This window comes from Butyrivibrio sp. FCS006, assembly GCF_000424525.1.
Classification (GTDB): Bacteria; Bacillota; Clostridia; order Lachnospirales; family Lachnospiraceae; genus Butyrivibrio.
The window spans coordinates 90,697-116,377 of the sequence record NZ_KE384203.1 but is presented as its reverse complement, the minus strand read 5'-3'; the positions used below and the strand labels follow the sequence as shown (position 1 = coordinate 116,377).

Below are 25,681 nucleotides of genomic sequence, written 5' to 3'. Positions count from 1 at the left end.
AAACCGCATATTTACTGGATTCATCACATGCTAACATAGAAAATACAATATTTATATAAATGATGATGGGTAGTATTGTAGAATTAGGAACGCTAAGGCTAACTCAGACAGCTCCAAGAAGAACTAAATTATCAGCTAATAATCAAACACTTATTATAAAGAAAGAGGCGGATTCATGAGGATCCGTCTCTTTTTTTGCACCCGGAAAAAATAAAATAAAAAAAATTTAAAAAAGTGCTTGCATTTTATTTTGATTTGTAATAATATAAACAAGTCGCCGCAATACGGACGACTAAAAAATGCCTCGTTGGTCAAGCGGTTAAGACGCTGCCCTCTCACGGCAGAATCAGCGGTTCGATTCCGCTACGAGGTACTGACTGTTTATAACAGCCCAACCCGAGAAGCTAGAATACATAAGTATTCTGGCTTATTTTTTTGCCCGAGATAATTCCCAATTTTATTCACTGATGAGCCTTTATCAGTATTTAGTAAAACTTGATAAAGGGCAGTCTGCCTAAATTGAAGAATGTTCAAAAGCAACAGTGATTTTTGGCTCATATAATGCTTGTAAAATGTGAATCAGACATCATTTTGTGATTGGTGGACAAAATTCAAAGAGAATTAACGATATTGCGCTTGTTTTCGCTGATCTTTCCTGTTTTTTCACTGTCTAAATTTGAAAAATTCTAAAAAGCAACAGGAAAGATGTGCTACAAATCCTGGAACAATTGCTGTATTCTATTTGTTGTCGTATTATGAGAGTGCATAGCAGGCCGGTATTATGATTTGTGACCTGCACCGGCACAGCAAATACATTTCGAAAGATGAAATAAGGACTAAATAAAATGAGAAAAGCACGTACAGAAAAAGAAAACTTAATAAGAGAGAAAATGATTGCTGAACTGTACTCCAACAAGTACAATCAGTTCATTGGCTTTGAGATACTTGAACTTAGCTCAACCTACAGCAAGGCAAGAGTTAAGTGTGACGAGAGACTCCATAACACATACGGAAGTATTCACGGCGGAGCGCTGCTTTCATTTGTTGATGCTATGGCGGGAGCGACGGGAAGCATGAGCGGATATTATGTCACAACCGTATCTGCTAATCTGAATTTTCTTTTACCTGCTGTGAACACAGAGTATATATACTGTGAGTGCATGAAGCTAAAGACCGGTCGGCACATTCTTGTGTTTGATATAAGAGTTACCGATGATGCCGGGAATCTGCTTGATAGCGGAGAATTCTCATTTTATGCAAGTAAAGTTTCTGTTCTTGAGGGGAATTTGAAATTCGGGGATAAGTAATTGTAAGAAAAGGAAAAAGAGGAGAGAGTTATGAAAAGAGTGAACAAGTTATTGATTATGGCCATGACCGGCGCAGCTGTCATTAGTCTTGTTGCATGTTCAAACGGTGATGTGCCAAAAGAGGAAGAAAAAGACCTTTACCAGGCCTTTCTTGATGGAGAAGTATCTGCAACCCGTATCACTGAAGACGGTGGGGAATATACCTTCAAGTACTCAGATCTTCCGCATGATCCGGAGGACTGGGAGTGCTACACAGTAAGTGATGAGAGAGTTGACCTTGACAATGACGGTGAAGAAGAGCTGATCATAAACGGCCCTTACGGCGGAATGTATATCGATGTCAGAGACGACAAGGTATATGTCCTTGCAGAGGGTGAGGGAACAACCGGCGAACTTAGCTACACAAACTATCAGGATGCAGTATATATAGTTCATCGTGATACATCCCACGGCGGAAGGCAGATGTACTGGCTTGATAAATACAACGGTAAGGGCGAAGCCGAAGACTCTTTTACCCTGTCTGCTGAGTACTGGGATAATGAGAATGACCAATATGATGAGAACAGCACCTTCACCTTCCGGGATAAGGCAATCACAATGCAGGAATACGAGGATCTGGTAAAAGAGATCATGGGTAAATAGTAGGGGGAACTAGAAAACCCTTGACGAAATCGCATAAACATGGTATTGTCTACATGTAAATTGTAAGTGGGCTCGAAAAAAGCCCACTTTCTTTATGCCAAGATAACGGAAAGGCGCTGTTATCTTGACGGTCTCAATTAAGAGAGGAAATTACATAATGAAGAAAAGCGAAATTGAAGCAAAGACTGAAGCAATCTTACAGCCTATCTGCGAGAAGTTCGGTGTGAGGATCTATGATGTCGAGTACGTCAAGGAAGCCGGAGAATGGTACCTTAGAGCCTACATCGACAAGGATGGCGGTGTTAACATCAATGACTGCGTTGATGTAAATCATGCGCTCTCTGATGCGCTTGATGCGGATGACTTTATTGAGGAAGCCTACACTTTGGAGGTTTCAAGCCCCGGACTTGGAAGGCAGCTCAAGAAGGACAGGCATTTTGCAAACAGTATTGGTCAGGACGTTGAGCTTAAGCTCTTTAAGCCCAGGGATGGAGTTAAGGAGTTTGCCGGTACACTAAAGGCGTTTGATGACACCACAGTTACCGTAACTATAAATGATGAAGATGAAACTTTTATAAGAAAAGAGATATCAGTTATTAAGCTTGCTCTGGATTTTTAATCCGGACGGAAATGGAGATTACGATGAGTAAAGAATTAATGGATGCCCTTGAGCTACTTGAGAAAGAGAAGAACATCAGCAAGGATTCACTTTTTGATGCTATAGAGAACTCTCTTATCACAGCATGCAAGAACAACTTCGGTAAGGCTGAGAACATCAGAGTAGAAGTTGACAGAGAGAGCTGCGATTTCAAGTGCTACGCTGACAAGGAAGTTGTTGAGACAGCAGATGATGTAATGGATCCCAACCTTGAGATCTCACTTGATGATGCCAAGAAGATTTCAAAGAAGGCCAAGGTTGGAGATATCGTTCCTGTATCTCTCAATTCCAAGGAGTTTGGACGTATCGCTACACAGAACGCCAAGAACGTTATCCTTCAGAAGATTCGTGAGGAAGAGCGTGGCGCTATCTATAATGAGTATTTCGAAAAGGAGCATGACATCGTAACAGGTGTTGTTCAGAGATTCATCGGCAAGAACATCTCTATCAACCTTGGAAGAGCAGATGCTATCCTCAATGAGAATGAGCAGGTTAAGACTGAGGTTTACAGACCTACACAGCGTCTTAGAGTATATGTTCTTGAAGTTAAGAATGGTTCAAAGGGACCAAGGATTCTTGTATCCCGTACACACCCTGATCTTGTAAAGAGACTCTTCGAGCAGGAAGTTGCTGAGATCCAGGACGGTACAGTTGAGATCAAGTCAATCGCAAGAGAGGCAGGAAGCCGTACCAAGATCGCTGTTTATTCCAAGGATCCTAACGTAGATGCTGTAGGAGCATGCGTAGGTGTTAACGGAAGCAGAGTCAACCTTATTGTTGATGAGCTCGGCGGCGAGAAGATCGACGTTATCAACTGGGATGAGAACCCCGGTAACCTCATTCAGAATGCTCTTTCACCTGCAAAGATCGTAGCAGTATTTGCTGATCCTGAAGAGAAGAGCGCTAAGGTTGTTGTTCCTGATTACCAGCTTTCACTTGCCATTGGTAAGGAAGGTCAGAATGCAAGACTTGCAGCAAGACTTACAGGCTACAAGATCGATATCAAGGATGAGACACACGCTAAGGATGCTCCCGGATTCCGTATGGAAGACTACCTCGATGATGAGGATGAGTACGATGAGGAGTATGAGGGCGAGTACGAGGAAGAGTACGAAGAGGCACCTGAAGAGGGCACTGAAGAGTAACTTAAACTCTGGTTGGAGAATACATGCAAAAGAAAATTCCCATGAGAAAATGTGTTGGCTGTGGTGAGATGAAGGAAAAGAAGGATCTGATCAGGGTTCTTAAGACTCCTGAGGATGAGATACTTCTTGATACCACCGGCAGGGCCAATGGCAGAGGAGCATATATATGTAACAATGCCGATTGCCTTAAAAAGGCAGTTAAGAACAAAGGCCTTGAGAGATCACTTAAGTCACATATACCGGCAGAAGTGCTTGAGCGAATGGAAAAGGAGCTTAGCTAAAGTTGGATCCAAATAAGGTTTATTCTTTGCTTGGTCTTTGTATGAGAGCAGGCAAGGTTAAAAGCGGAGAAACAGCCGTAATGGATGCAATCCGCAAAAGAAAGGCTTGTTTGGTCATTGTAGCAGAAGATGCTTCAGATAATACGACCAAACAGTTTAGTGATAAGTGTAAGTATTATAACGTCCCGATAGTTTTCTTTGGAGACATGGAAAAACTGGGACATGCAATTGGTAAGGATGTTCGAACTAGTCTGGCAATAACGGACAAAGGTCTGTCTGAGTCACTTCGGAAGAACTTACTCGAAGAAACAAGTGGAGGAAATGCGAATGGCAAAAATTAAAATATCCGAACTTGCGGGAGAGCTTGGATGCGAGGCAAAAGAGCTGATAGCTTTTTTGCAGGAAAAAGGAATAGAAGCAAAACGCTCTAACAGTTCAATAGAAGAGACAGATGCTGACGTTGCCAGAAAGAATTTTGGTAAGGGACAGGGAAAGAGCGCTGCAGAAGAAGCACCTAAAAAGGCTGCAGAGGCTCCAAAGGCTGTAGAAGCACCTAAGGCTGTAGAAGCTCCCAAGGCAGAAGAGCCTAAGAAAGAACCTGTAAAAGAGGCAGCTCCGGTACCAAAAGCAGGAGAGCAGGCACCTGTCAAGAAAAAGAAGAAGATCATTGTTGTTACCAACAACAATAATTCACAGAGAGGCGGACAGGGCCAGCAGGGTGGAAACGGAAACAGAGACTTCGGAAACAGAAACCGTGACAACAGAAACCAGGGTGGCAACGGACAGGGCCAGAGAAGACCTACATTTGCTCAGGCTCAGAACACATACCGTCCTATCAAGCCTTTAACAGCTCCTTCACAGATGGAGAGCTATAACCAGCCTATCAATAAGTCTGTAGCTCCAAAGCCTGCACCAAAGAAGGAAGCAGCGCCTGTTCAGGAGGCAGCTCCTGCACCTGTTAAGAATACAGCACCTGTTCAGCAGAGTGCACCTGCACAGCAGCAGGCACCGGCAAGACCTGCACAGCAGCAGGCTCCTGCAAGACCTGCAGCACCTGCTCAGAATAGAGATAACAGGGATAACAGAGACAACAGAGATAACAGAGACAACAGAGATAACAGAAATCCTCAGAGAGGCGACAGACCTGCCTTCCAGGGAGGAAGAAACGATAGAAACGACAGAAACGACCGCGGCCAGTCAAACGGCGGTGGTAAGTTTGGTGGCGGAAAAGATAACAGATTCGCCGGCAAGAATGATAACAAGGGTGGTCAGAGAGGCGGCTTTGATGGCGCAGCTGACAGACCTGAGGGCGGACATGACTCAAGACGCCGTCAGAACCAGGAGAAGGATAAGAGAAACAAGAAAGACTTTGCTCTTGAGCAGGAAGAGATGATGCCAAGAAGCAAGAGAGTCGGCAGATTCATCAAGCCTGAAGTTAAGAAGGTGGAGGAACCTGAGGAGCAGATCAAGGTTATCACAATCCCTGAGAAGGTTTCCATCAAGGAACTGGCTGAGAAGATGAAGATGCAGCCTTCAGTTATCATCAAGAAGCTCTTTATGGCAGGTCAGATTTCAACTGTTAATACTGAGCTTAGCTATGAGGATGCTGAGAATATCGCAGCTGATTATGATATCCTCTGCGAGAAGGAAGTTCCTGTAGATGTTATCGAAGAGCTTCTTAAGGAAGAAGACGATGCACCTGAGACACTTAAGAAGAGACCTCCTGTAGTCTGCGTAATGGGTCACGTTGACCACGGTAAAACATCACTTCTTGATGCTATCCGTAAGACATCCGTTACAGACAGAGAGGCAGGCGGAATCACGCAGAGAATCGGTGCTTATACAGTATCTGTAAATGACCAGAAGATCACATTCCTTGATACTCCCGGTCACGAAGCATTCACAGCTATGCGTATGCGTGGTGCTAATTCTACAGATATCGCAGTACTTGTAGTTGCTGCTGATGACGGTGTAATGCCTCAGACAGTTGAGGCTATCAACCATGCTAAGGCTGCAGAGGTTGAGATCATCGTTGCGATCAACAAGATTGATAAGCCAAATGCCAACATCGACCGCGTTAAGCAGGAGATGACAGAGTATGGTCTTGTTTCAACAGATTGGGGCGGAACAACAGAGTTCGTACCTGTTTCAGCTAAGTCAGGTGAAGGTATTGAGGACCTCCTTGAGACCATCATCCTCACAGCTGATATCCTTGAGCTCAAGGCTAACCCTGACAGAGAAGCAAGAGGACTTGTCCTTGAGGCAAGACTTGATAAGGGCCGTGGCCCTGTAGCTAACGTTCTTGTTCAGAAGGGAACACTTCATGTCGGAGATTTCATCTCTGCAGGAGCAAGCTCAGGTAAGGTTAGAGCCATGGTTGACGATAAGGGCAACAAGCTTAAAGAAGCTCGTCCTTCACAGCCTGTTGAGATCCTTGGTCTTTCAGATGTTCCAAATGCCGGTGAGGTATTCCTTGGACATGAGACAGACAAAGAGGCTAAGCAGTACGCAAACACATACCTTCAGCAGCACAAGAAAGACCTTATTGAAGAGACAAAGGCTAAGATGTCACTTGATGATCTTTACTCCAAGATCGAGGAAGGAAGACTTCAGGAACTCAACATCATCATCAAGGCCGATGTACAGGGTAGCGTAGAGGCCCTTAAACAGAGCCTTCTTAAGCTTTCCAATGAGGAAGTTGTTGTTAAGGTTATTCATGGTGGCGTTGGTGCCATCAATGAGTCTGATGTAACCCTTGCTGCAGCATCAAATGCCATCATCATCGGATTTGATGTTCGTCCTGATGCAACAGCTAAGAGCATGGCTGAGCACGAAGGCGTTGAGATCAAGCTTTACAAGGTTATCTATCAGGCAATAGAAGAGATCGAGTATGCTATGAAGGGCATGCTTGCACCTATCTATGAAGAGAGAGTTACAGGACATGCTGAGGTTCGTCAGATCTTCAAGGCATCCAAGGTTGGTAACATCGCCGGTGCATTTGTCAAGGACGGTGTCATCAAGAAGGATTGCAAGGTTCGTATCTACAGAGATGACGATATGATCTTCGAAGGAGATCTCGGATCACTTAAGAGATTCAAGGACGACGTTAAGGAAGTTAAGGAAGGCTTCGAGTGCGGTCTTGTATTTGACGGCTTTGACCAGATCCATGAAGGAGACAGGGTAGAAGCTTATGAGATGGTAGAGGTACCACGTCAGTGATGCCCTTCCACAGAGGAATAAGAAATGCGTAAAAACAGTAATAAAAACAGAAGAATAAACGGTGAAGTCCAGAAGGTTATTTCAGAGGCAATCCGTTACAGCAAGGACCCAAGGATCAGTCCCTTTACATCTGTCATGGATGTAGAGGTTGCTCCTGATCTTAAGACCTGTAAGGTCTGGGTTACTGTAATGGGTAATGAAGAGGACAGAGCAAGAACTCAGGAGGGACTTAAGTCCGCATCCGGTTATATCCGCTCTACTCTTGCAAAAGAGCTTAACATGAGATATACACCTGAGCTCAGATTTATAATGGACGACTCCATTGAGTATGCAATTAACATGTCCAAGAAGATTGATGAAGTAACGGCTAAGGATAACGAGGCAAGACTTGCCCGTGGAGAGAGCCTGGACGAAGATTTGCCGGAAGAAGATCAGGAGGAAGAATGAAGATTGACCAGCTTGTCCAAAGCGCAAAAACAATCGGAATAAGTGGCCACATCAGACCTGATGGTGATTGCATCGGCTCATGCATGGGACTGTATCTTTATATCAAAAAGAACTATCCCAAGATTCGATGCGATGTCTTCCTTGAGACAATTCCACCGGAATACAGATTTATCAAAGATATAGAAGATGTAAGAAGTGATTTTCAGACAGATATTGAAAGCTATGATATATTCTTTGTTCTGGATTGTTCCAAGGACAGGACAGGAGATGCAGAGAAGTATTTTGATGCAGCTGCAAAGACAGTAAATATTGACCATCATGTGAGCAACAAAGGCAGTGGTGACGAGAACTACATAGTACCTACTGCAAGTTCAGCATGTGAGCTTATTTACGATGTTATTGATCCGGACAAAATTGATATTGAAATTGCCAAGTCCCTTTACATGGGAATGGTAACAGATACGGGCGTTTTCAAGTACAACAACACATCGCCCAAGACCATGAAGACTGCAGCAGAGCTGATTTCCTACGGCTTTGACTTTGGTAGCCTTATTGATCATGTCTTTTACGAAAAGACCTATATCCAGAATCAGATTCTTGGAAGAGCCCTTCTTGAGAGCATTATGCTGATGGATGGAAGATGCATAGTATCGGTTGTCTCCAAGCAGACAATGGAATTCTACGGCGTTTCAAGCAATGACCTGGATGGTATTGTAAATCAGCTGCTCCTCACGATCGGAGTTGACTGCGCGATATTTATGTATGAACTTGCACCACTTGAGTACAAGGTAAGCCTTCGCAGTAACGGAGCAGTAAATGTGGCTGAAGTAGCCGAGATGTTCAGCGGCGGCGGACACGTCAGGGCAGCAGGCTGCACTGTCAGCGGAACAAGCCACGACGTTATCAACAACATTACTAAATACATTCACAAACAGCTCTACGGAGTTTGATTGAGACTTATGGATCACAAGGCAAATCGTGAGAGATGTCTTGTGATTTTTGTAAGCGGGTAAAAAATGCAGAACAAATACAACGGACTTATAAATATATACAAGGAGCAGGGCTTTACTTCAAATGATGTAGTGGCTAAGCTCCGCGGAATCCTTAAGCAGAAAAAGATCGGCCACACCGGGACTCTTGATCCTGATGCTGTAGGAGTTTTGGTTGTATGCCTGGGAACAGGGACCAAACTGGTCGAGATGCTCACAGACCACGACAAAGAGTATATTGCCGTGTGCAGACTTGGCGTTACCACAGATACTCAGGATATGTCCGGTCAGGTCCTTGAGACAAATGAAGTAAATGTCACTAGGGAAGAACTTCACGAGGCAGTAAAGGCTTTTGTTGGTGATTACGACCAGATTCCGCCTATGTTTTCCGCAATCAAGCAGAATGGGAAAAAGCTCTATGAGCTTGCGAGGGTAGGCATAGAAGTCGAGAGGAAAGCCCGTAAGATTCACATAGATGCCATTACTATTTTAGATGATTCACTACTTGCGTCCGACCACATTTTTACCATGGAGATCAAATGCTCCAAGGGAACCTATATCAGAACCCTTTGCCATGACATCGGCCAGAGGCTGGGATGTGGCGCAGCGATGCAGCATCTTACAAGAACCCGTGTGGGAGCATTTTCGCTGGACAGTGCAGTTACTCTGTCGCAGGTGGAAGAGCTCAGGGATGCAGGAACTTTAGGAGACATAATTAAATCGCCTGAGTATATTTTCAGGGACCTTGATAAGATCCATGTAAAAGACGCTGCAAGAAAGCTTTTGGAAAACGGAAACAGCTTCAGAAAGGACAACGTCCTCAATGAAGATCCCACCGGCGTTAATGACACTGAATACGAAAAAGAGATGTTTAAGGATGGCAACTCTTTCAGGGTTTATTCTGAGGACGATACCTTCTTTGGCATCTACACATACAATGAAAGAACAAGACTTTTTAACGTGGACAAGTTCTTTTACGAAGCATAATCGAAAGATCATAAGATGGAAATAATTACCGGAACAACCAAGTTTCATATAGACGAGAAAAGTGCCGTGGCTATCGGTAAATTCGACGGAATACACGTGGGTCACAAAAAGCTCCTCAAGTACATTTTGGAGCAGAAAAAAGACGGCTTAAAAAGCGTAGTCTTTACCTTTGATCCATCGCCGGAAGAATTCTTTACCGGGCACAAGGTGCGCCAGCTCTACACCAGGCAGGAAAAGAGAAGAGAGTTTAAAAAGCTGGGAATCGACGTCCTTATTGAGTTTCCTCTTACGGAAGTAACAGCAGCTACAGATCCGGAAGACTTTGTAAGAAGGATCCTTGTCGGTCAGCTCTCTGCAGATTACATTGCAGCCGGAACCGATGTGACCTTCGGAGCCGGAGGAAGAGGAGATCAGTACCTATTAAAGAGCCTTGCAGGAGAACTTCTTTACGAGCTTGAACTTATCGACAAGGTAAGACTTGACGGTGCAGAGGTCAGCTCCACGAGGATCAGGAATGAAGTAGCCGACGGCAACATGGCCATGGCAGAAAGACTCCTTGGCAGTTACTACAGTGTCTGCGGAATTGTCGAGCATGGAAGACATATCGGTCATACGATTGGGATTCCCACAGTCAACATCATTCCGCCTGAAGATAAGCTGCTTCCTCCTTACGGAGTCTATTCCAGCAAGGTTCACCTCGGCGGTAAGGTGTACGACGGAATGACCAATATAGGCAGAAAGCCAACTATATCCGAACAGGAAAAGGTCGGAGTTGAGACCTATATCTACGACTTCGACGGCGATGCCTACGGGGAGTTTATTGAGGTTGAGCTACTGAGATTCGTAAGACCCGAGATGAAGTTTGACAGTCTTGATATGCTTAAGGCTCAGATACAGAGTGATCTGGAGAATGCCAGAGCATAAACTGCATGAGTAAAGATAATACTTTACACAAATGACTTTGTGTGATAGTATAAATTGGTTGCAGCTTGATTTCCTGCAACAGTAACAGAAACGACCTTTACTAACGGTCATGGACACTCCAACCGGGCCTTGGTAACAGGCGCATTTCAGGATTAAAGATTTAAAAGGAGAAAAGAAAATGATCACAAAAGAGAAGAAAACTGAAGTTATCAACAAGTTTGCCAGAAAGGCCGGCGACACAGGATCACCTGAGGTTCAGGTAGCTATCCTTACAGAGAGAATTCAGGAGCTCAACGAGCACCTTCAGAAGAACCCTAAGGATCACCACTCAAGAAGAGGTCTTCTTAAGATGGTTGGTCAGAGACGTAGCCTTCTTGGATACCTCAAGAAGAAGGACATCGAAGCTTATCGTAAGCTCATCGCTGATCTTGGTCTCAGAAAGTAATTTTTGAAAGCAAAGGCGGGATAAGGCTGATTAACGTCGGCTTATTCCGCTTTTCTACGTTTATGAGAATTTGCGCTTTTTATGCGCTTTTCTATAGAAGAGTAAACATGTTTTAATGCACACGCACCCGAAGTAGTGCCGGGATTTTGGCACTGGATGAGGGAAGGCGGATGAGCAGAAGGAGAAAAAATGGTAAAAACTTATTCAATGGAACTGGCTGGTCGTACACTTAAGGTTGAGATTGGCAAGGTAGGAAAACAGGCAAACGGATGTGCTTTCATGCAGTATGGAGATACAACAGTTCTCTGCACAGCTACAGCATCAGCTAAGCCAAGAGACGGAATTGATTTCTTCCCACTTTCAGTAGAGTATGGTGAGAAGTTCTACGCAGTTGGTAAATTCCCCGGTGGATACAACAAGAGAGAGGGTAAGCCATCTGAGAATGCTATCCTTACAAGCCGTGTAATCGATCGTCCTATGAGACCTCTTTTCCCTAAGGACTATCGTAACGACGTTACAATCGAGACTATGGTTATGTCAGTAGATCCCCAGTGCAGACCTGAACTGGTTGCTATGCTGGGCGCATCTGTTTCAGTTTCTATTTCAGATATCCCATTTGATGGCCCTTGCGCTATGACACAGATGGGTATGATCGACGGCGAGCTTATCGTTAACCCTACTCAGGAGCAGTGGAACACCGGTGACCTCAAGCTTACAGTAGCATCTGTAGGACAGAAGGTTATCATGATCGAGGCCGGTGCTAACGAGATCCCTGAGGAGAAGATGAAGGAAGCTATCTACAAGGCTCATGATGTGAACCTTCAGATCATCGAATTCTTCAAGGGCATCGTAGCTGAGGTTGGTAAGCCTAAGCACGAGTACACAAGCTGTGCTGTTCCTGAAGAGCTCTTTGCTGCAATCAAGGAAGTTGTTCCTCCTGAGGAGATGGAGAAGGCAGTCTTCACAGATGACAAGCAGACAAGAGAAGGCAACATTGCAGAGATCACAGATAGACTTACAGAGAAGTTTGCAGACAACGAAGAGTGGCTTGCAATCCTCGGTGAGGCTATTTATCAGTATGAGAAGAAGACCGTTCGTAAGATGATCCTTAAGGATCACAAGAGACCTGACGGACGTGAGATCAAGCAGATCAGACCTCTTGCAGCAGAAGTTGACCTCATCCCAAGAGTACACGGAAGTGCTATGTTCACTCGTGGACAGACACAGATCTGTGACGTTGTAACTCTTGCACCTCTTTCAGAGGCTCAGAAGGTTGAAGGTCTTGATGCATTTGCTGCAGACAAGAGATATGTACATCAGTACAACTTCCCTGCTTATTCAGTAGGTGAGACAAAGGTTTCAAGAGGACCCGGACGTAGAGAGATCGGTCACGGTGCACTTGCTGAGAGAGCACTTCTTCCTGTTCTTCCAAGCGTTGAGGAGTTCCCTTATGCAATCCGTGCAGTATCAGAGACATTTGAGTCAAACGGATCAACATCAATGGCTTCAACATGTGCATCCTGCATGTCACTTATGGCTGCCGGTGTTCCTATTAAGAAGATGGTTGCAGGTATTTCCTGCGGTCTTGTAACAGGCGATACAGATGACGATTTCGTAGTTCTTACTGATATCCAGGGCCTTGAGGACTTCTTCGGAGATATGGACTTCAAGGTAACAGGAACAAAAGACGGTATCACAGCTATCCAGATGGATATCAAGATCCACGGTCTTACAAAGCCTATCGTTGAGACAGCTATCGCACAGTGCCGTGAGGCAAGATTCTTCATCATGGATGAGTGCATGAGCAAGGCTATTGCTGCTCCTCGTCCTGAAGTATCTGAGTATGCTCCTAAGATCGTTTCTCTCCAGATCGATCCTGAGAAGATCGGTGATGTTGTTGGACAGAGAGGAAAGACAATCAACGAGATCATTGCAAGAACAGGTGTTAAGATCGACATCACAGATGACGGTAAGGTTTCTGTATGCGGTGAAGATAAGGCTATGATCGAGAAGGCTGTAGAAATGGTTAAGACCATCGTTACAGACTTCGAGAAAGGTCAGGTATTCACAGGTAAGGTTGTAAGCATCAAGGAGTTCGGTGCATTCGTAGAGTTTGCTCCCGGCAAGGAAGGAATGGTTCACATCAGCAAGATCTCCAAGGAGAGAATCGAGCACGTTGAGGACGTTCTCACACTTGGTGACACTGTTAAGGTTGTATGCCTTGGCAAGGACAAGATGGGCAGAATCAGCTTCTCAATTAAAGACTGTGCCCAGTAATTTACTGTATTGACATAATACGGGGCTGCTGAAATCTATGTTTGTCTTCTTGGCACGCTTGCGCTGGTGATATCTGGCAACGGTACTAAGCACCTAAAGGACAGGTGCTAAGTACCGGCCGATATCAACCACCTGCGGCGACAAACATAGATTTCGCAGCCCCTCGTTTTAGGTAATAAGGATATTAAAATGGGTAATTCTAAAGATACGATTAATGAGATAAACAAGCGACGTACATTTGCGATTATTTCGCATCCGGATGCCGGTAAGACTACACTTACAGAGAAGTTTTTGCTTTATGGTGGTGCTATTAATATGGCCGGATCTGTAAAGGGTAAGGCGACAGCAAGACATGCGGTTTCTGACTGGATGGAGATTGAGAAGCAGAGAGGTATTTCTGTAACATCATCAGTACTTCAGTTTAATTTCGAAGGGTGCTGTATCAATATCCTTGATACCCCCGGACACCAGGATTTCTCGGAGGATACCTACAGAACACTGATGGCTGCGGATTCAGCAGTCATGGTAATAGATGCAAGTAAGGGTGTTGAGGCCCAGACAAGAAAGCTCTTTAAAGTCTGCGCCATGAGTCATATTCCGATCTTTACCTTCATCAACAAGCTGGACAGAGATGCAATGGACACCTTTGATCTTCTTGATGATATCGAGAATAATCTCGGTATTGCCACATGTCCCATGAACTGGCCAATCGGTTCAGGTAAGAACTTCAAGGGAATCTATGACAGAAGAGAGAATCACATCGTAACTTTCTCTGAGACCCAGAAGGGTACCAAGGAGGGAAAAGAGACTATCATTGCAATGACAGATACAGATGCCATTGACAAAGAGGTTGGTCAGGACGCTTTCAGCAAGCTCACCGATGATATCGAGCTCCTCGACGGAGCAGGTGCTGAGTATGATCTTGAGAAAGTAAGAGCAGGTGAACTTACGCCCGTATTCTTTGGATCAGCTCTTCAGAATTTCGGCGTAGAGCTCTTTTTACATCACTTCCTTAAGATGGCTACACCACCGACAGGAAGGGTTTCAGCAGACGGCACCAAGATTGACCCTAAGGAGAGTGATTTCACTGCCTTTGTCTTCAAGATTCAGGCTAACATGAACAAGGCTCATAGAGACAGGGTTGCTTTCATGAGAATATGCTCAGGCAGATATGATGCAGACAAGGAAGTTAAGCATGTTCAGAGTGGCAAGGTTATGCGTCTTTCACAGCCTCAGCAGCTTATGGCTGATGAGCGTAAGATCCTCTCAGAGGCTTATGCGGGAGATATCATGGGCGTATTTGATCCGGGTATCTTCTCTATCGGAGATACAGTATGCATGCCTAAGGACAACGTGGTATATGAGGGAATCCCTACCTTTGCTCCCGAGCACTTTGCAAGAGTTCGCCAGGTTGATACCATGAAGCGTAAGCAGTTCGTAAAGGGTATCACACAGATAGCTCAGGAAGGTGCCATCCAGATCTTCCAGGAGTACAACACAGGTCTTGAAGAAATCATTGTTGGTGTTGTTGGTGTCTTGCAGTTTGATGTATTAAAGTTTAGACTTGAGAGTGAGTATAATGTTGAGATCATCCTTGAGAGCCTTCCATACGAGTACATCAGATGGGTGGACAACGAGGATGTAGATATGTCTTCACTTGTTGGAACTTCCGACATGAAGAAGATCAAGGATATGCACGACAGACCACTTCTTCTGTTTATCAACGAGTGGAGTGTCGGTATGACAATGGAGAGAAACAAGGGACTTATTCTTTCCGAGTTCAAGAAAAACTAAGATTTTACTCTGGAGGGGCGCTTTTGAAAAAAGCTGTCATGACAATTAAAAGGGGCATTGCTCTTGTGCTGGTGACGGCAACCTGCGCATTATCTCTGACCGGATGTGAATATGAGAGTTTTGATGACTATCTTAAGGCTCTTGGAATCAAGGATCCGATGGAGTATAGCGATGACATCTTTGAAGCTGCCAGTGTAGAGGATATCTATGTGGCAGAAGAAGATGTTCCGGCGCAGGAAGTTGAGCAGGCGGCAGAAGAGATTTCTTTTGACATAGGAACGCTGGAGAGCTCAGAGCCGGAAGAAGATGCTGCAGCGCTTGAGTTTAGCACAAGCGAGCCGGCAGATATTGCTCTTGAAGCAAAGTACAAGAACGCATCCGAGGCAGATATTGACGAGGACATGAAGGCTGCAAGAGTTGCCATCGGTCTTACGGATGACGGAATTGCCAAGCTCAAGAAGCAGCAGGAAGGTCTTTATGCCTATGAGCATCTCACGGATGCAGGCAAGACCCTCTACGTAGAGATCCTTGCGACTCTCAATTCTCTGTCAAAAGACATAATAGTATCCACCACAAGTGATGATGCGATAGAGATGGTCTTTGACTATGTCATGGCTGATCACCCGGAGATTTTCTACGTAGATGGCTATCAGTACACCAATTATTCGGTTGGTGATACTATAACCAAGATTTCTTTTACCGGTAATTATCTGTATGATGCCACAGAGGTAGCGAAGAGGCAGGCCAAGATCAATGAAGCAGTTCATGCATGTCTTGCCAATGCACCGGCTTCAGAGGATGATTACTACATCATCAAGTATATATACGAGTATCTGATCGCCAACACCGATTATGATATCGGTGCTGCGGACAATCAGAATATCTGCTCGGTATTTATTAACGGAAAGAGTGTATGCAACGGCTATGCCAAGGCTGCCCAGTACCTGCTTAACAAGATGGGAGTCAGCTGCACACTTGTTACCGGAACGGTTAATACCAAGAACGGAAAAGACATAAGACATGCCTGGAACCTTGTTCTTTGCAACAACACTTATTACTACCTGGATGTGACATGGGGAGATGCTTCCTATCAGACGGTTTCAGGTGAAAGTGCGGATGCAACCAAGCTCCCGGATGTTAATTATGACTATCTCAATGTAACGACTGCCGAGCTTCTCAGAAATCACACTATCTCAGATATTATTCGCATGCCAGTATGCAACAGCATGACTGACAATTACTATGTCAGAGAGGATGAGTACTTCACATCAGCTGAGCTTGTACTGGTCGGAGATCTCTTTGACCGCAGATACAAGGACGACAGCAGGAATGTGACCATAAAGTGTGCGTCGGATGAGATTTATGATGCGCTCTTTGAGGAGCTTATCACTAACAGAAAAGTGTTTGAATACCTTCAGGGAGATACTTCACAGGTATCATATACCACTTTTGAAGATACCAGAACTATTATATTTTGGCTCTGACCCATGTTTTGGATATTTATGATATAATGAGTGATAAAGGTATTTAAAGTTATAATAAAGCATGCTTGTTTTATCGCAAGTAAATGAGAGGAACTGAAATGGGAAAAGAAATTGCAGAAGTAGGATCAGTTAAGATCGCAGATGATGTTGTGGCCAGAATTGCAGCACTTGCAGCCCTTGAGGTTGATGGTGTTTCAGCTATGGCCGGTAATTATACAAGTGAGAATTTAGAGAAAGTCAGCAGAAAGAACCTTTCAAAAGGGGCCAAGGTCATCGTTGGATCAAGCGACGTGAAGGTTGATCTTGCACTTATGATGTCATACGGTTTCAATATTCCTGCAACATGTCAGCAGGCACAGACCCGTGTTAAGGCTTCTGTTGAGAACATGACAGGACTTGAAGTAACAGATGTCAACATCAGGATTGCCGGCATCACAATGCCCAAGGCATAAGAAGGACAAATAATGATGAATAGAACAGAACTAAGAGAGCAGGTTTTTGAACTGCTCTTTCGTGTTGAATTCAACTCAATGGAAGATATGTCAGAGCAGGAGGAGCTCTTTACCCAGACCTCTGACAAGGAAATAAGTACTAAGGACGCTGATTATATCAGGGATAAGTACGAGAAGATCGCTGAGAAGCTTCCGGAGATTGATGAGGCAATAAATAAAGAGACAACCGGATGGAACACAAGTAGAATTGGTAAGGTTGATCTTGCCATCATCAGACTTGCTATCTATGAGATCAAGTATGATGATTCGGTACCTACCGGTGTCGCAATTAACGAAGCTGTTGAGCTGGCCAAGAAATACGGTCAGGATGGCTCACCTGCCTTCGTAAACGGAGTGTTAGCTAAATTTGCGCAGTGAATATACAGTCACACAGGTTAATACATACATAAAAAATATGTTTACACAGGACTTTCTCCTAAGGAGTCTTACGGTCAAGGGAGAGGTCAGTAACTGTAAGTACCATTCATCCGGTCACATATATTTCACTATCAAGGATAATGGTGCTGCTTTAGCCTGCGTGATGTTTTCCTCTGACAGACTTAAGGGTCTATCCTTTGAGATGAAGGAAGGCCAGCAGGTCAAGGTCTCAGGTTCGATAAGTGTATATGAAAGAGATGGTAAATACCAGCTTTATGCAAGGAAGATAGAACTTGACGGAGCTGGAGTTCTTTATGAGAGATATGAAGAGCTAAAGAAGAGACTACAGGAATCCGGTATGTTTGCATCTGAATACAAGCAGCCGATTCCAAAGTACATACGAACTCTCGGTGTTGTGACGGCACCAACAGGGGCTGCTGTGCGCGATATCATCAATGTCGCCACCAGACGTAACCCGCATATCCAGATCATTCTTTATCCTGCCATAGTACAAGGCGAAAAGGCCGCCGAGAGCATAGTAAAGGGCATTCAAACTTTGTCCTGCTCAGAGGCTGATGTCATCATCGTCGGACGTGGCGGAGGTTCTATAGAAGATTTATGGGCATTTAATGAAGAGATTGTCGCTCAGGCAATTTTCGACTGCCCCGTTCCGATCATTTCAGCAGTTGGACATGAAACAGATACTACAATCGCAGACTTTGTCTCTGACAGAAGAGCACCTACGCCTTCCGCAGCAGCAGAGATCGCGGTATTTGAATACGACAGATTTATTCAGGATCTTGAGGATTACAGAAATACTCTTTTGACGCGAATGGACAGAAAGCTTGGGCTATTGTCTATCGAGGAAAAGAGATTGTCTCAGGCTCTTAAGCACCTGAGCCCCATGGGCAAGATCAGGGATAAGCTACTTAGGATGGACCAGTATCAGGATTCTCTTAAGATGCTTATGGAAAAGAGACTTAAGGCTGCAAGGCACGAACTGGAAGTAGATATAGAGAGGCTTAAGGGGCTTTCACCACTTGACAGACTTAAGACCGGCTACTCCTATGTCGCTGATGATAAGGGGAAAAATGTTCGCAGCACATCGGATGTTGAGATAGGGGATGAACTATCTGTCTATGTAAGTGACGGCCTTATAAAGACAAGCGTCACAGGGACCGGTACGGTGGGATTTTTATCGGGCCGGGAGGACTAATGAGAAAAGGAGCCGCTTATGGCAGCTAAGAAAAAAGAAGAAAACATGACAATCGAGGAAGCTTTTGCTGCGATTGATGAGAAGATAAAAGCTCTTGAGGATGAGGACATTTCTCTGGAGGATTCTTTTGCGCAGTACAAGGAAGGAATGGAGCTGCTGAAGTTCTGCCACGAATCCATTGCGAGCGTAGAGCAGAAGGTTAAACAGATTGCCGATGACGGCAGCTTGGAGGATTTTGAGTAATGAGCAGTGTTTCCATTGAGGATGAACTCTTAAAGAGAGCAGCCTATTTTGAAGATATACTTGGGAAGTCACTTCCTGCAGAGGAAGGATATGCAAAGACTGTTATAGAGGCCATGAATTACAGCCTTTTGGCAGGAGGAAAGAGGCTTCGTCCTGTGATGATGCTTGAAGCTTTTAAACTCTTTGCGGGACAGGATGCTGATGATTCCACCCTAAGACCGTTTATGCTGGCCATGGAGATGATACACACCTATTCCCTTGTGCATGATGATCTCCCTGCCATGGACAATGACGAATACAGAAGAGGCAGAAAGACTACTCATGTGGTCTACGGCCCCGGAATGGCAACTCTTGCAGGAGACGGACTGCTGAACCTTGCATTTGAGACGGCAATTAAAGGTGCTGTCTCAGGAAAAGAGCTTGTCTACTATGACGGTGATACTTCAAACCGCTATCTTGCAGCACTAGAGGTCCTGGGAAGAAAAGCCGGCATCTATGGCATGGTTGGCGGTCAGTGCGCAGATATATGTGCTGAGAATAATCATGATTACGATGATGAGACAGCTAAGGCTGTGCTTCATTATATAGACGAGAACAAGACCGGAGCTCTCATTGAAAGCAGCCTTATGATAGGTGCAATACTCGGCGGAGCATCAGCCGAGCAGGTTAAGAAAATTGAGAAGATGGGCAGCAACGTGGGAATAGCTTTCCAAATTCAGGATGATATTCTTGACATTGAAGGTGATGCCAAAGAACTCGGTAAGCCCATAGGTTCTGATATTAAGAATGAAAAGACTACCTATGTCAGCCTCTATGGCATGGAAGAAGCGAGGAAGAAGGTAAAAGAGCTTTCTGATGAGGCTACAGAGATACTAAGGGAATTTGGACAAAAGGACACATTCCTCGAAGGACTCTTTGAATATCTTATTTACAGAAAGAAATAACACGCAGTAATTGGAGTTAATTATGCTTCTTGATCAGATAAATAAGACTGGCGATATAAAGGGTATTGCCCGAGAGGATTACCCTGAACTCGCCCAGGAAATAAGACAGTTTCTCATAGACAAGATTTCAAAGACAGGCGGACATCTCGCCTCTAATCTTGGTGCAGTTGAGCTTACCATGGCTCTTCATATCGCACTGGATCTGCCTGATGATAAGATCATATGGGACGTAGGCCATCAGTCCTACACTCATAAGCTTTTGACCGGAAGGAAAGAGGGCTTTGATACTCTGCGCCAATACGGTGGCATGAGCGGATTCCCAAAGAGATGTGAGTCCGATGCTGACTGTTTTGACACAGGACACAGCTCCACATCTATATCAGCAGGTCTTGGAATGGTCAAGGCAAGAGATCTTAAGGGTGAGGATTATGCAGTAGTATCAGTGATAGGTGACGGATCCTTAACCGGAGGACTTGCTTATGAAGCCCTGAACAACGCTTCAAGGCTTGAGACCAACTATATAATTATCTTAAATGACAATGAGATGTCCATCTCCGAGAGCGTCGGAGGAATGGGCAAATACCTCAATAACGTCCGTACAGCACAAGGGTACCTTAACCTGAAAGAAGATGTGTATGCGCAGCTTCGTACCAGCACCAAGGTCGTAGATTCCATCAGAAGAGCCAAGAACTCTTTTAAACAGCTCTTCGTGCCCGGCATGGTATTTGAGAACCTCGGCATAACATACCTTGGACCTGTAAACGGACATGATACTGCAGGCCTTGTGCGTGCAATCAAGGAAGCCAGAAAGGTCAAGAAGGCCGTTATGATCCATGTGGTGACCAAGAAGGGTAAGGGGTATGAACCTGCTGAGAAGCACCCGGCAAGGTTCCATGGAACAGAGCCTTTCATCGTGGAGAACGGACTTCCAAGAAATCCAAGGACAACTGCCAACTACCAGGATATCTTTTCAACGGTAATGTGCAAGCTCGGTGCCAGGGATGATAAGGTTGTGGCTATTACAGCAGCCATGGCTGACGGTACGGGACTTAAGAGATTCAGAAATATCTATCCCGACAGATTTGTTGATGCGGGAATTGCAGAAGAACACGCAGTTACTTACGCGGCCGGACTTGCTCTCGGAGGCTACAAGCCGGTATTTGCGGTTTATTCATCATTCCTTCAGAGGGCTTACGATCAGATACTTGAGGATGTATGCCTTCAGAATCTTCCTGTAGTCTTTGCGATAGACAGGGCGGGACTGGTTGGAAGTGACGGCGAGACACATCAGGGAATATTTGATCTCTCCTACATGTCATCCATGCCCAATATGCATGTGCTGGCGCCAAAGAATAAGTGGGAACTCTCGGATATGCTGAAGTTCGCTGTCAGCTTAAACGCGCCGGTTGCAGTCAGATACCCAAGAGGCAATGCCTACGCCGGACTTGAGGACTTCAGGGCACCTATAGAGATGGGCAAGTGTGAGCCTATCTATGAAGAAAAAGACATCTGCCTTTTAGCGGTGGGAAGTATGGTCAGGATTGCTGAAGAGGTAAGGACAATACTTAAGGACAAGGGTTACAAGTGCTCATTGGTAAATGCGAGATTTGTTAAGCCTATTGATACGGATTACATTCACAGGGCAGCAGCTACCCACAGACTCTTTGTAACAATGGAAGAGAATGTGGCCTCAGGTGGATACGGTGAGAAGGTCAGGAGCTATATCGATGAAAAGAGACTTGATGCAAATGTCCTTTCCATAGCTATACCTGATCAGTTTGTAACCCATGGAAGCGTTGATAAGCTCCTTAAGGAACTTGGAATGGATGCTCAGTCCGTGGCGGATAGAATAGTAGAGGAAGTACAAAGGTAACGAATTTATGGCAAAAGATAAAGAGCGTCTTGACGTTCTTCTGGTAAACAGAGGCCTTGCGCCCTCGCGTGAAAAGGCTAAGGCTCTTATAATGGCCGGCGATGTCTTCGTCAATGGCCAGAGAGAGGATAAGCCCGGAACCACCTTTGAGGAGGCCAAGATAACATCACTCGAAGTTAAGGGTGCTCAGCTGCCTTATGTCAGCAGAGGAGGACTTAAGCTTGAGAAGGCGGTCAAGAATTTCGGGTTCTCGCTTGAAGGCAAGGTGTGCATGGATATTGGCGCATCCACCGGCGGCTTTACAGACTGCATGTTGCAGAACGGAGCAGCCAAGGTTTATTCCGTTGACGTGGGACACGGTCAGCTGGACTGGAAGCTTAGAAGCGATGACAGAGTGGTCTGCATGGAAAAGACCAACTTCAGATACATGGTCAGGGATGACATAGATGACGATCTGGATTTTGCATCCTGCGATGTGTCTTTTATCTCACTGACCAAGATCCTGCTTCCTGCAAGAAGACTACTAAAAGACGGAGCAGAGATGGTGTGCCTGATAAAACCCCAGTTTGAAGCCGGAAAAGAGAAGGTCGGCAAAAAGGGCGTTGTAAGGGATCCGGAGGTTCACTCCGAAGTCGTACACAGAATATTTGATTTTATGGGGATTGCGGGCTTTGAAGTTCTTCATCTGGACTTCTCGCCTATAAAAGGGCCTGAGGGCAATATAGAGTATCTGATCCATATCCGCAAGGATGCTTCGAGAAATGCTGAGGTTGAGGGGCTTTCCGAGGCAGACGGAGAAAAGAAACTTGCAGAGATTCAGGCAGATAAGAGCGGTATTTCTTTTGAAGAAGAGAACAATAAGCTCATAGAGGATGCGGTATTAAGGGCAGCAGCAGAGCTTAAGTAGGGGGCTGGCTATGGACAAGTTTTGCATTGTTACTAACAGGGTCAAGGATAAGGACTTAAAGGTTACAAACCACATTAAGAATTATTTGGAAAAACGTGGCAAGACGGTTGTTATCGCGTCGGAGAAAAGCGAGGAGGAAGATCCTCTTTTTATCACAAGAAAGCATCTGAGCATCATACCTGAGGATACGGACCTTGTGATCGTTCTCGGTGGTGACGGTACCATGCTACAGGCAGCAAGAAGCGTTGCCTATCAGGATATTCCGCTTGTGGGCGTTAACATGGGAACAATGGGATATCTGGCTGAGGTTGAGGAAGCCGGAGTAGATGACGCTCTTGATCGCATACTTAAGGGGTGGTATGAGATTGAAGACAGGATGATGCTGCGAGGCGCGCTTGAAGGCAAAAAGGACTATTCCCTCAATGACATCATTGTTACAAGATACCAGGGAATCGCAACGATCGGTTACAACATTTTTGTAAATGATCAGTTCCTGTGCAGTTACTATGCAGACGGACTTGTGGTATCTACACCTACAGGTTCCACCGGATATAATATGTCGGCAGGTGGTCCCATCATTGAGCCATCCGCAAATATGATCCTTGTAACCCCAATCTGTCCGCATACGCTCAATTCCAGGAGCCTTGTCTTTTCCCCGAATACAAAGATCGATGTTGAACTGCTTCCCGGAAGAGACGGAAATCCAATGACAGCCATCAGCAGTTTTGATGGCAGCGGAACTCTCCTTATGCACACAGGAGATAAGATTGAGATTAAGATGTCCAAGAAAACTACTAAGATCCTAAGGCTTAACAAAGTAAGTTTCCTTGACGTCATAAGTAAAAAATTTGAGAAATAAGAAAGGAGTTTGTCATGAAGAAGAACAGACATGACAAGATTATCGAGCTCATTAACAACTATGAAGTAGAGACACAGGAGCAGCTTGCATCACTTCTTAAAGATGCGGGCTATGATGTGACTCAGGCTACGGTTTCCAGGGACATCAGACAGATGAAGCTCACCAAGCAGGTGACACCTGACGGAAGACAAAAGTATGTGTATACCACAGCTGATCCTGAAGTTATGCATGATAAATATGTCAGCGTAATTAAGGCCGGCTATGTGAATATGGACGTTGCAGGAAATCTTCTTGTTATCAGGACGGTTTCAGGTATGGCCATGGCGGTTGCAGCAGCAATAGATGCTCTTGATATGCCTGAGATCATCGGCTGCATTGCAGGTGATGATACAATCTTTGTGGCAATGAAGTCCGAAGAGATAGCCAAAGAGTTAATGGATAAGTATAAGGGCTTTTTAAACAGAGGATAAGATGTTATATAGTTTACACGTTAAGAACCTTGCTCTTATCAAGGAGCAGGAGATCGAGTTTTCCAAGGGCCTTAACATTCTCACCGGTGAGACAGGCGCAGGTAAGTCTGTCGTCATCGGGAGTGTTAACCTGGCTCTGGGAGGAAAGGCAGATGCTTCGCTCATCAGAACCGGCGAGGAGTATGCCTTGGTAGAGCTGGTTTTTGGAGTTGAAAATAAGCTCCAGATGCAGCGCCTTAAGGAGATGGATATTCCTGTAGAGGAAGATGGAACGCTTATCCTGCAACGAAAGATCATGCAGGGAAGAAGTGTTTCAAAGATCGGGGGAGAAAGTGTTTCAGCAAGACAGCTGAAGGATATCTCTAGTATTCTAATCAATATTCACGGTCAGAATGACCATCAGGAGCTTCTCCACAAGAAAAAACATATTGAAATTCTGGATGATTACTGCGAGGCTGAACTGGCAGGGTTTTTTGCTGAGCTCGCAGCTAAGTATTCTCATATGAGAGAGCTGGAAAAAGAGCTTTCTGAGACCGATATTGACGAGACTGCAAGGATCAGGGAGCAGGAGCTTTTAGAGTATGAGATAGGCGAAATCGAGGATGCAGCTCTGGTAGCCGGAGAGGATGAGGAGCTTGAGAGCAGCTATCGCAAGATGGTAAATGCTCAGAAGATATCGGGGGCGGTTTATCAGACAGCTGCCATGGTAAACTCTGGAGACGGTGAAGAGAGCGCTTCTGATATGGTTGGAAGAGCGGTAAGGGAGCTATCAAGTGTGGTTTCCTATGACGAGGAGCTTGAGGACCTTCTTTCGCAGTTATCTGATATTGAGAATCTGCTCACTGATTTCGGACATTCCATTTCGGATTATATTTCTGACCTGGAGTTTGATGATGAGAAGTTCAGGACAACAGAGGACAGACTCAATACGATAAATCATCTTAAGGACAAGTACGGCGGCAGTATAGAAGCCGTTCTTAAATACATGGAAGAAAAGAGTAAGAGGCTGGATGCACTAAGTGACCTTGGAGCTCACAGAGATAAGCTCATGAAGGAGATTGGTGAAGAGAAATCGAAAGCTCTTTTACTGTGTAAGAAAATCTCTGATGTCAGGAAGAAGGGAGCCAAGGGCCTTTCTGAGAAACTGCGCGCTGCGCTCATTGACCTTAACTTCCTGGATGTAAGGTTTGAAATTGATGTCAGAAGTGACGAGGAGAAGATAACTTCAAGGGGCTATGATGATGTGGAGTTTATGATCTCAACCAACCCCGGAGAAGCGCTTCGCCCTCTTGATCAGATAGCAAGCGGTGGTGAATTGTCGCGTATCATGCTGGCTCTTAAGACAGTGGTGGCTGACAAGGACGACATCAGCACTCTGATATTTGATGAGATAGATGCCGGAATCAGTGGTAAGACTGCCTGGAAGGTTTCTCAGAAGCTGGGCGAGTTATCACGTGAACATCAGATAATCTGTATCACACACCTTCCACAGATTGCGGCTATGGCGGATACTCACTTTATGATCGAGAAGGGGCTGAAAGACGGCAGAACCGTCACCGGAATTCACAGCCTTGACGAGGAAGCCGGCATTAAGGAGCTTGCTAGACTTCTTGGTAGCGATAACATCACGGAAGCGGTTATAACCAATGCGCAGGAGATGCGCAAGATGGCTCTTGATACTAAAAAGAGTCACAGATAATG

General features: G+C 45.0%; 25 protein-coding genes and 1 tRNA gene. All 26 read left to right on the top strand.

The genetic code is table 11. The annotated features are described in order from the left end of the window. Positions 1–301 precede the first annotated feature (301 nt). Positions 302–373 (top strand) — tRNA-Glu (locus G633_RS0107765). Between the two features lie 517 nt (positions 374–890). Next, positions 891–1,307: a PaaI family thioesterase gene (locus G633_RS0107760; RefSeq protein WP_196804245.1), complete on the top strand. Its 417-nt coding sequence runs from the start codon at positions 891–893 to the stop codon at positions 1,305–1,307. Between the two features lie 30 nt (positions 1,308–1,337). Continuing rightward, on the top strand, positions 1,338–1,949 hold the full coding sequence (locus G633_RS0107755; RefSeq protein ID WP_022768358.1) for a hypothetical protein: 612 nt from the start codon (positions 1,338–1,340) through the stop codon (positions 1,947–1,949). A gap of 154 nt (positions 1,950–2,103) precedes the next feature. Then, positions 2,104–2,568, top strand: coding sequence for a ribosome maturation factor RimP (gene rimP / locus G633_RS0107750; RefSeq protein ID WP_026512448.1), 465 nt, complete (start codon positions 2,104–2,106; stop codon positions 2,566–2,568). A 23-nt stretch (positions 2,569–2,591) separates the two neighbouring features. Then, positions 2,592–3,752 (top strand): transcription termination factor NusA, encoded by a 1,161-nt coding sequence (nusA, locus tag G633_RS17770; protein WP_022768360.1) that lies wholly within the window; start codon positions 2,592–2,594, stop codon positions 3,750–3,752. Positions 3,753–3,775: 23 nt separating this feature from the next. Further along, on the top strand, positions 3,776–4,033 hold the full coding sequence (gene rnpM, locus G633_RS0107740) for an RNase P modulator RnpM (RefSeq protein ID WP_022768361.1): 258 nt from the start codon (positions 3,776–3,778) through the stop codon (positions 4,031–4,033). A 2-nt stretch (positions 4,034–4,035) separates the two neighbouring features. Beyond that, positions 4,036–4,374, top strand: a complete 339-nt coding sequence (locus G633_RS0107735) for a L7Ae/L30e/S12e/Gadd45 family ribosomal protein (protein WP_026512449.1) — start codon at positions 4,036–4,038, stop codon at positions 4,372–4,374. After that, positions 4,361–7,252, top strand: a complete 2,892-nt coding sequence (gene infB, locus G633_RS0107730; protein ID WP_081664724.1) for a translation initiation factor IF-2 — start codon at positions 4,361–4,363, stop codon at positions 7,250–7,252. The genes G633_RS0107735 and infB overlap by 14 nt, the downstream gene beginning before the upstream one ends. A gap of 24 nt (positions 7,253–7,276) precedes the next feature. Next, positions 7,277–7,699 (top strand): 30S ribosome-binding factor RbfA, encoded by a 423-nt coding sequence (rbfA, locus tag G633_RS0107725; protein ID WP_022768363.1) that lies wholly within the window; start codon positions 7,277–7,279, stop codon positions 7,697–7,699. Continuing rightward, positions 7,696–8,649, top strand: coding sequence for a DHH family phosphoesterase (locus G633_RS0107720; RefSeq protein WP_022768364.1), 954 nt, complete (start codon positions 7,696–7,698; stop codon positions 8,647–8,649). Before rbfA ends, G633_RS0107720 begins: the two co-directional genes overlap by 4 nt. A 66-nt stretch (positions 8,650–8,715) precedes the next feature. Beyond that, positions 8,716–9,675, top strand: coding sequence for a tRNA pseudouridine(55) synthase TruB (truB, locus tag G633_RS0107715; protein ID WP_022768365.1), 960 nt, complete (start codon positions 8,716–8,718; stop codon positions 9,673–9,675). A gap of 15 nt (positions 9,676–9,690) precedes the next feature. Beyond that, a complete protein-coding gene (locus G633_RS0107710; protein ID WP_026519578.1) occupies positions 9,691–10,599 on the top strand; it encodes a bifunctional riboflavin kinase/FAD synthetase in 909 nt (302 codons plus the stop codon). A 178-nt stretch (positions 10,600–10,777) separates the two neighbouring features. Continuing rightward, positions 10,778–11,044 (top strand): 30S ribosomal protein S15, encoded by a 267-nt coding sequence (gene rpsO / locus G633_RS0107705; protein WP_022764670.1) that lies wholly within the window; start codon positions 10,778–10,780, stop codon positions 11,042–11,044. 189 nt (positions 11,045–11,233) lie between these two features. After that, positions 11,234–13,321, top strand: a complete 2,088-nt coding sequence (locus G633_RS0107700) for a polyribonucleotide nucleotidyltransferase (protein WP_026519577.1) — start codon at positions 11,234–11,236, stop codon at positions 13,319–13,321. Between the two features lie 189 nt (positions 13,322–13,510). After that, positions 13,511–15,115, top strand: coding sequence for a peptide chain release factor 3 (locus tag G633_RS0107695; RefSeq protein WP_026519576.1), 1,605 nt, complete (start codon positions 13,511–13,513; stop codon positions 15,113–15,115). A gap of 23 nt (positions 15,116–15,138) precedes the next feature. After that, positions 15,139–16,599: a transglutaminase domain-containing protein gene (locus G633_RS19230; protein WP_051200037.1), complete on the top strand. Its 1,461-nt coding sequence runs from the start codon at positions 15,139–15,141 to the stop codon at positions 16,597–16,599. Between the two features lie 98 nt (positions 16,600–16,697). Further along, a complete protein-coding gene (locus G633_RS0107685) occupies positions 16,698–17,051 on the top strand; it encodes an Asp23/Gls24 family envelope stress response protein (protein ID WP_022768370.1) in 354 nt (117 codons plus the stop codon). 15 nt (positions 17,052–17,066) lie between these two features. Beyond that, on the top strand, positions 17,067–17,468 hold the full coding sequence (gene nusB / locus G633_RS0107680; protein WP_026512451.1) for a transcription antitermination factor NusB: 402 nt from the start codon (positions 17,067–17,069) through the stop codon (positions 17,466–17,468). Beyond that, complete coding sequence (xseA, locus tag G633_RS17760) at positions 17,458–18,684, top strand: exodeoxyribonuclease VII large subunit (protein ID WP_051200035.1); 1,227 nt, start codon at positions 17,458–17,460, stop codon at positions 18,682–18,684. The genes nusB and xseA overlap by 11 nt, the downstream gene beginning before the upstream one ends. 18 nt (positions 18,685–18,702) lie before the next feature. Further along, complete coding sequence (xseB, locus tag G633_RS0107670; protein ID WP_026519575.1) at positions 18,703–18,927, top strand: exodeoxyribonuclease VII small subunit; 225 nt, start codon at positions 18,703–18,705, stop codon at positions 18,925–18,927. Further along, a complete protein-coding gene (locus G633_RS0107665; protein WP_035770963.1) occupies positions 18,927–19,871 on the top strand; it encodes a polyprenyl synthetase family protein in 945 nt (314 codons plus the stop codon). The genes xseB and G633_RS0107665 overlap by 1 nt, the downstream gene beginning before the upstream one ends. Before the next feature lie 22 nt (positions 19,872–19,893). Further along, positions 19,894–21,744: a 1-deoxy-D-xylulose-5-phosphate synthase gene (gene dxs / locus G633_RS0107660; RefSeq protein WP_026519573.1), complete on the top strand. Its 1,851-nt coding sequence runs from the start codon at positions 19,894–19,896 to the stop codon at positions 21,742–21,744. Between the two features lie 7 nt (positions 21,745–21,751). Continuing rightward, positions 21,752–22,651 (top strand): TlyA family RNA methyltransferase, encoded by a 900-nt coding sequence (locus G633_RS0107655; RefSeq protein WP_026519572.1) that lies wholly within the window; start codon positions 21,752–21,754, stop codon positions 22,649–22,651. Positions 22,652–22,661: 10 nt separating this feature from the next. After that, positions 22,662–23,510, top strand: a complete 849-nt coding sequence (locus G633_RS0107650; protein ID WP_026519571.1) for an NAD(+)/NADH kinase — start codon at positions 22,662–22,664, stop codon at positions 23,508–23,510. A 14-nt stretch (positions 23,511–23,524) separates the two neighbouring features. After that, positions 23,525–23,980, top strand: coding sequence for an arginine repressor (gene argR / locus G633_RS0107645; RefSeq protein WP_022768378.1), 456 nt, complete (start codon positions 23,525–23,527; stop codon positions 23,978–23,980). A 1-nt stretch (position 23,981) separates the two neighbouring features. After that, entirely contained in the window at positions 23,982–25,679 is a 1,698-nt protein-coding gene (gene recN, locus G633_RS0107640) for a DNA repair protein RecN (protein ID WP_026519570.1), read from the top strand. Positions 25,680–25,681 lie beyond the last annotated feature (2 nt).

Coding starts and splice junctions, on each gene's coding strand:
- G633_RS0107760 (WP_196804245.1), top strand. CDS start 891: ATGATTGCTGAACTGTACTCCAACAAGTACAATCAGTTCATTGGCTTT.
- G633_RS0107755 (WP_022768358.1), top strand. CDS start 1,338: ATGAAAAGAGTGAACAAGTTATTGATTATGGCCATGACCGGCGCAGCT.
- nusA (WP_022768360.1), top strand. CDS start 2,592: ATGAGTAAAGAATTAATGGATGCCCTTGAGCTACTTGAGAAAGAGAAG.
- rnpM (WP_022768361.1), top strand. CDS start 3,776: ATGCAAAAGAAAATTCCCATGAGAAAATGTGTTGGCTGTGGTGAGATG.
- infB (WP_081664724.1), top strand. CDS start 4,361: ATGGCAAAAATTAAAATATCCGAACTTGCGGGAGAGCTTGGATGCGAG.
- rbfA (WP_022768363.1), top strand. CDS start 7,277: ATGCGTAAAAACAGTAATAAAAACAGAAGAATAAACGGTGAAGTCCAG.
- G633_RS0107720 (WP_022768364.1), top strand. CDS start 7,696: ATGAAGATTGACCAGCTTGTCCAAAGCGCAAAAACAATCGGAATAAGT.
- truB (WP_022768365.1), top strand. CDS start 8,716: ATGCAGAACAAATACAACGGACTTATAAATATATACAAGGAGCAGGGC.
- G633_RS0107710 (WP_026519578.1), top strand. CDS start 9,691: ATGGAAATAATTACCGGAACAACCAAGTTTCATATAGACGAGAAAAGT.
- rpsO (WP_022764670.1), top strand. CDS start 10,778: ATGATCACAAAAGAGAAGAAAACTGAAGTTATCAACAAGTTTGCCAGA.
- G633_RS0107700 (WP_026519577.1), top strand. CDS start 11,234: ATGGTAAAAACTTATTCAATGGAACTGGCTGGTCGTACACTTAAGGTT.
- G633_RS0107695 (WP_026519576.1), top strand. CDS start 13,511: ATGGGTAATTCTAAAGATACGATTAATGAGATAAACAAGCGACGTACA.
- G633_RS0107685 (WP_022768370.1), top strand. CDS start 16,698: ATGGGAAAAGAAATTGCAGAAGTAGGATCAGTTAAGATCGCAGATGAT.
- nusB (WP_026512451.1), top strand. CDS start 17,067: ATGAATAGAACAGAACTAAGAGAGCAGGTTTTTGAACTGCTCTTTCGT.
- xseB (WP_026519575.1), top strand. CDS start 18,703: ATGGCAGCTAAGAAAAAAGAAGAAAACATGACAATCGAGGAAGCTTTT.
- G633_RS0107665 (WP_035770963.1), top strand. CDS start 18,927: ATGAGCAGTGTTTCCATTGAGGATGAACTCTTAAAGAGAGCAGCCTAT.
- dxs (WP_026519573.1), top strand. CDS start 19,894: ATGCTTCTTGATCAGATAAATAAGACTGGCGATATAAAGGGTATTGCC.
- G633_RS0107655 (WP_026519572.1), top strand. CDS start 21,752: ATGGCAAAAGATAAAGAGCGTCTTGACGTTCTTCTGGTAAACAGAGGC.
- G633_RS0107650 (WP_026519571.1), top strand. CDS start 22,662: ATGGACAAGTTTTGCATTGTTACTAACAGGGTCAAGGATAAGGACTTA.
- argR (WP_022768378.1), top strand. CDS start 23,525: ATGAAGAAGAACAGACATGACAAGATTATCGAGCTCATTAACAACTAT.
- recN (WP_026519570.1), top strand. CDS start 23,982: ATGTTATATAGTTTACACGTTAAGAACCTTGCTCTTATCAAGGAGCAG.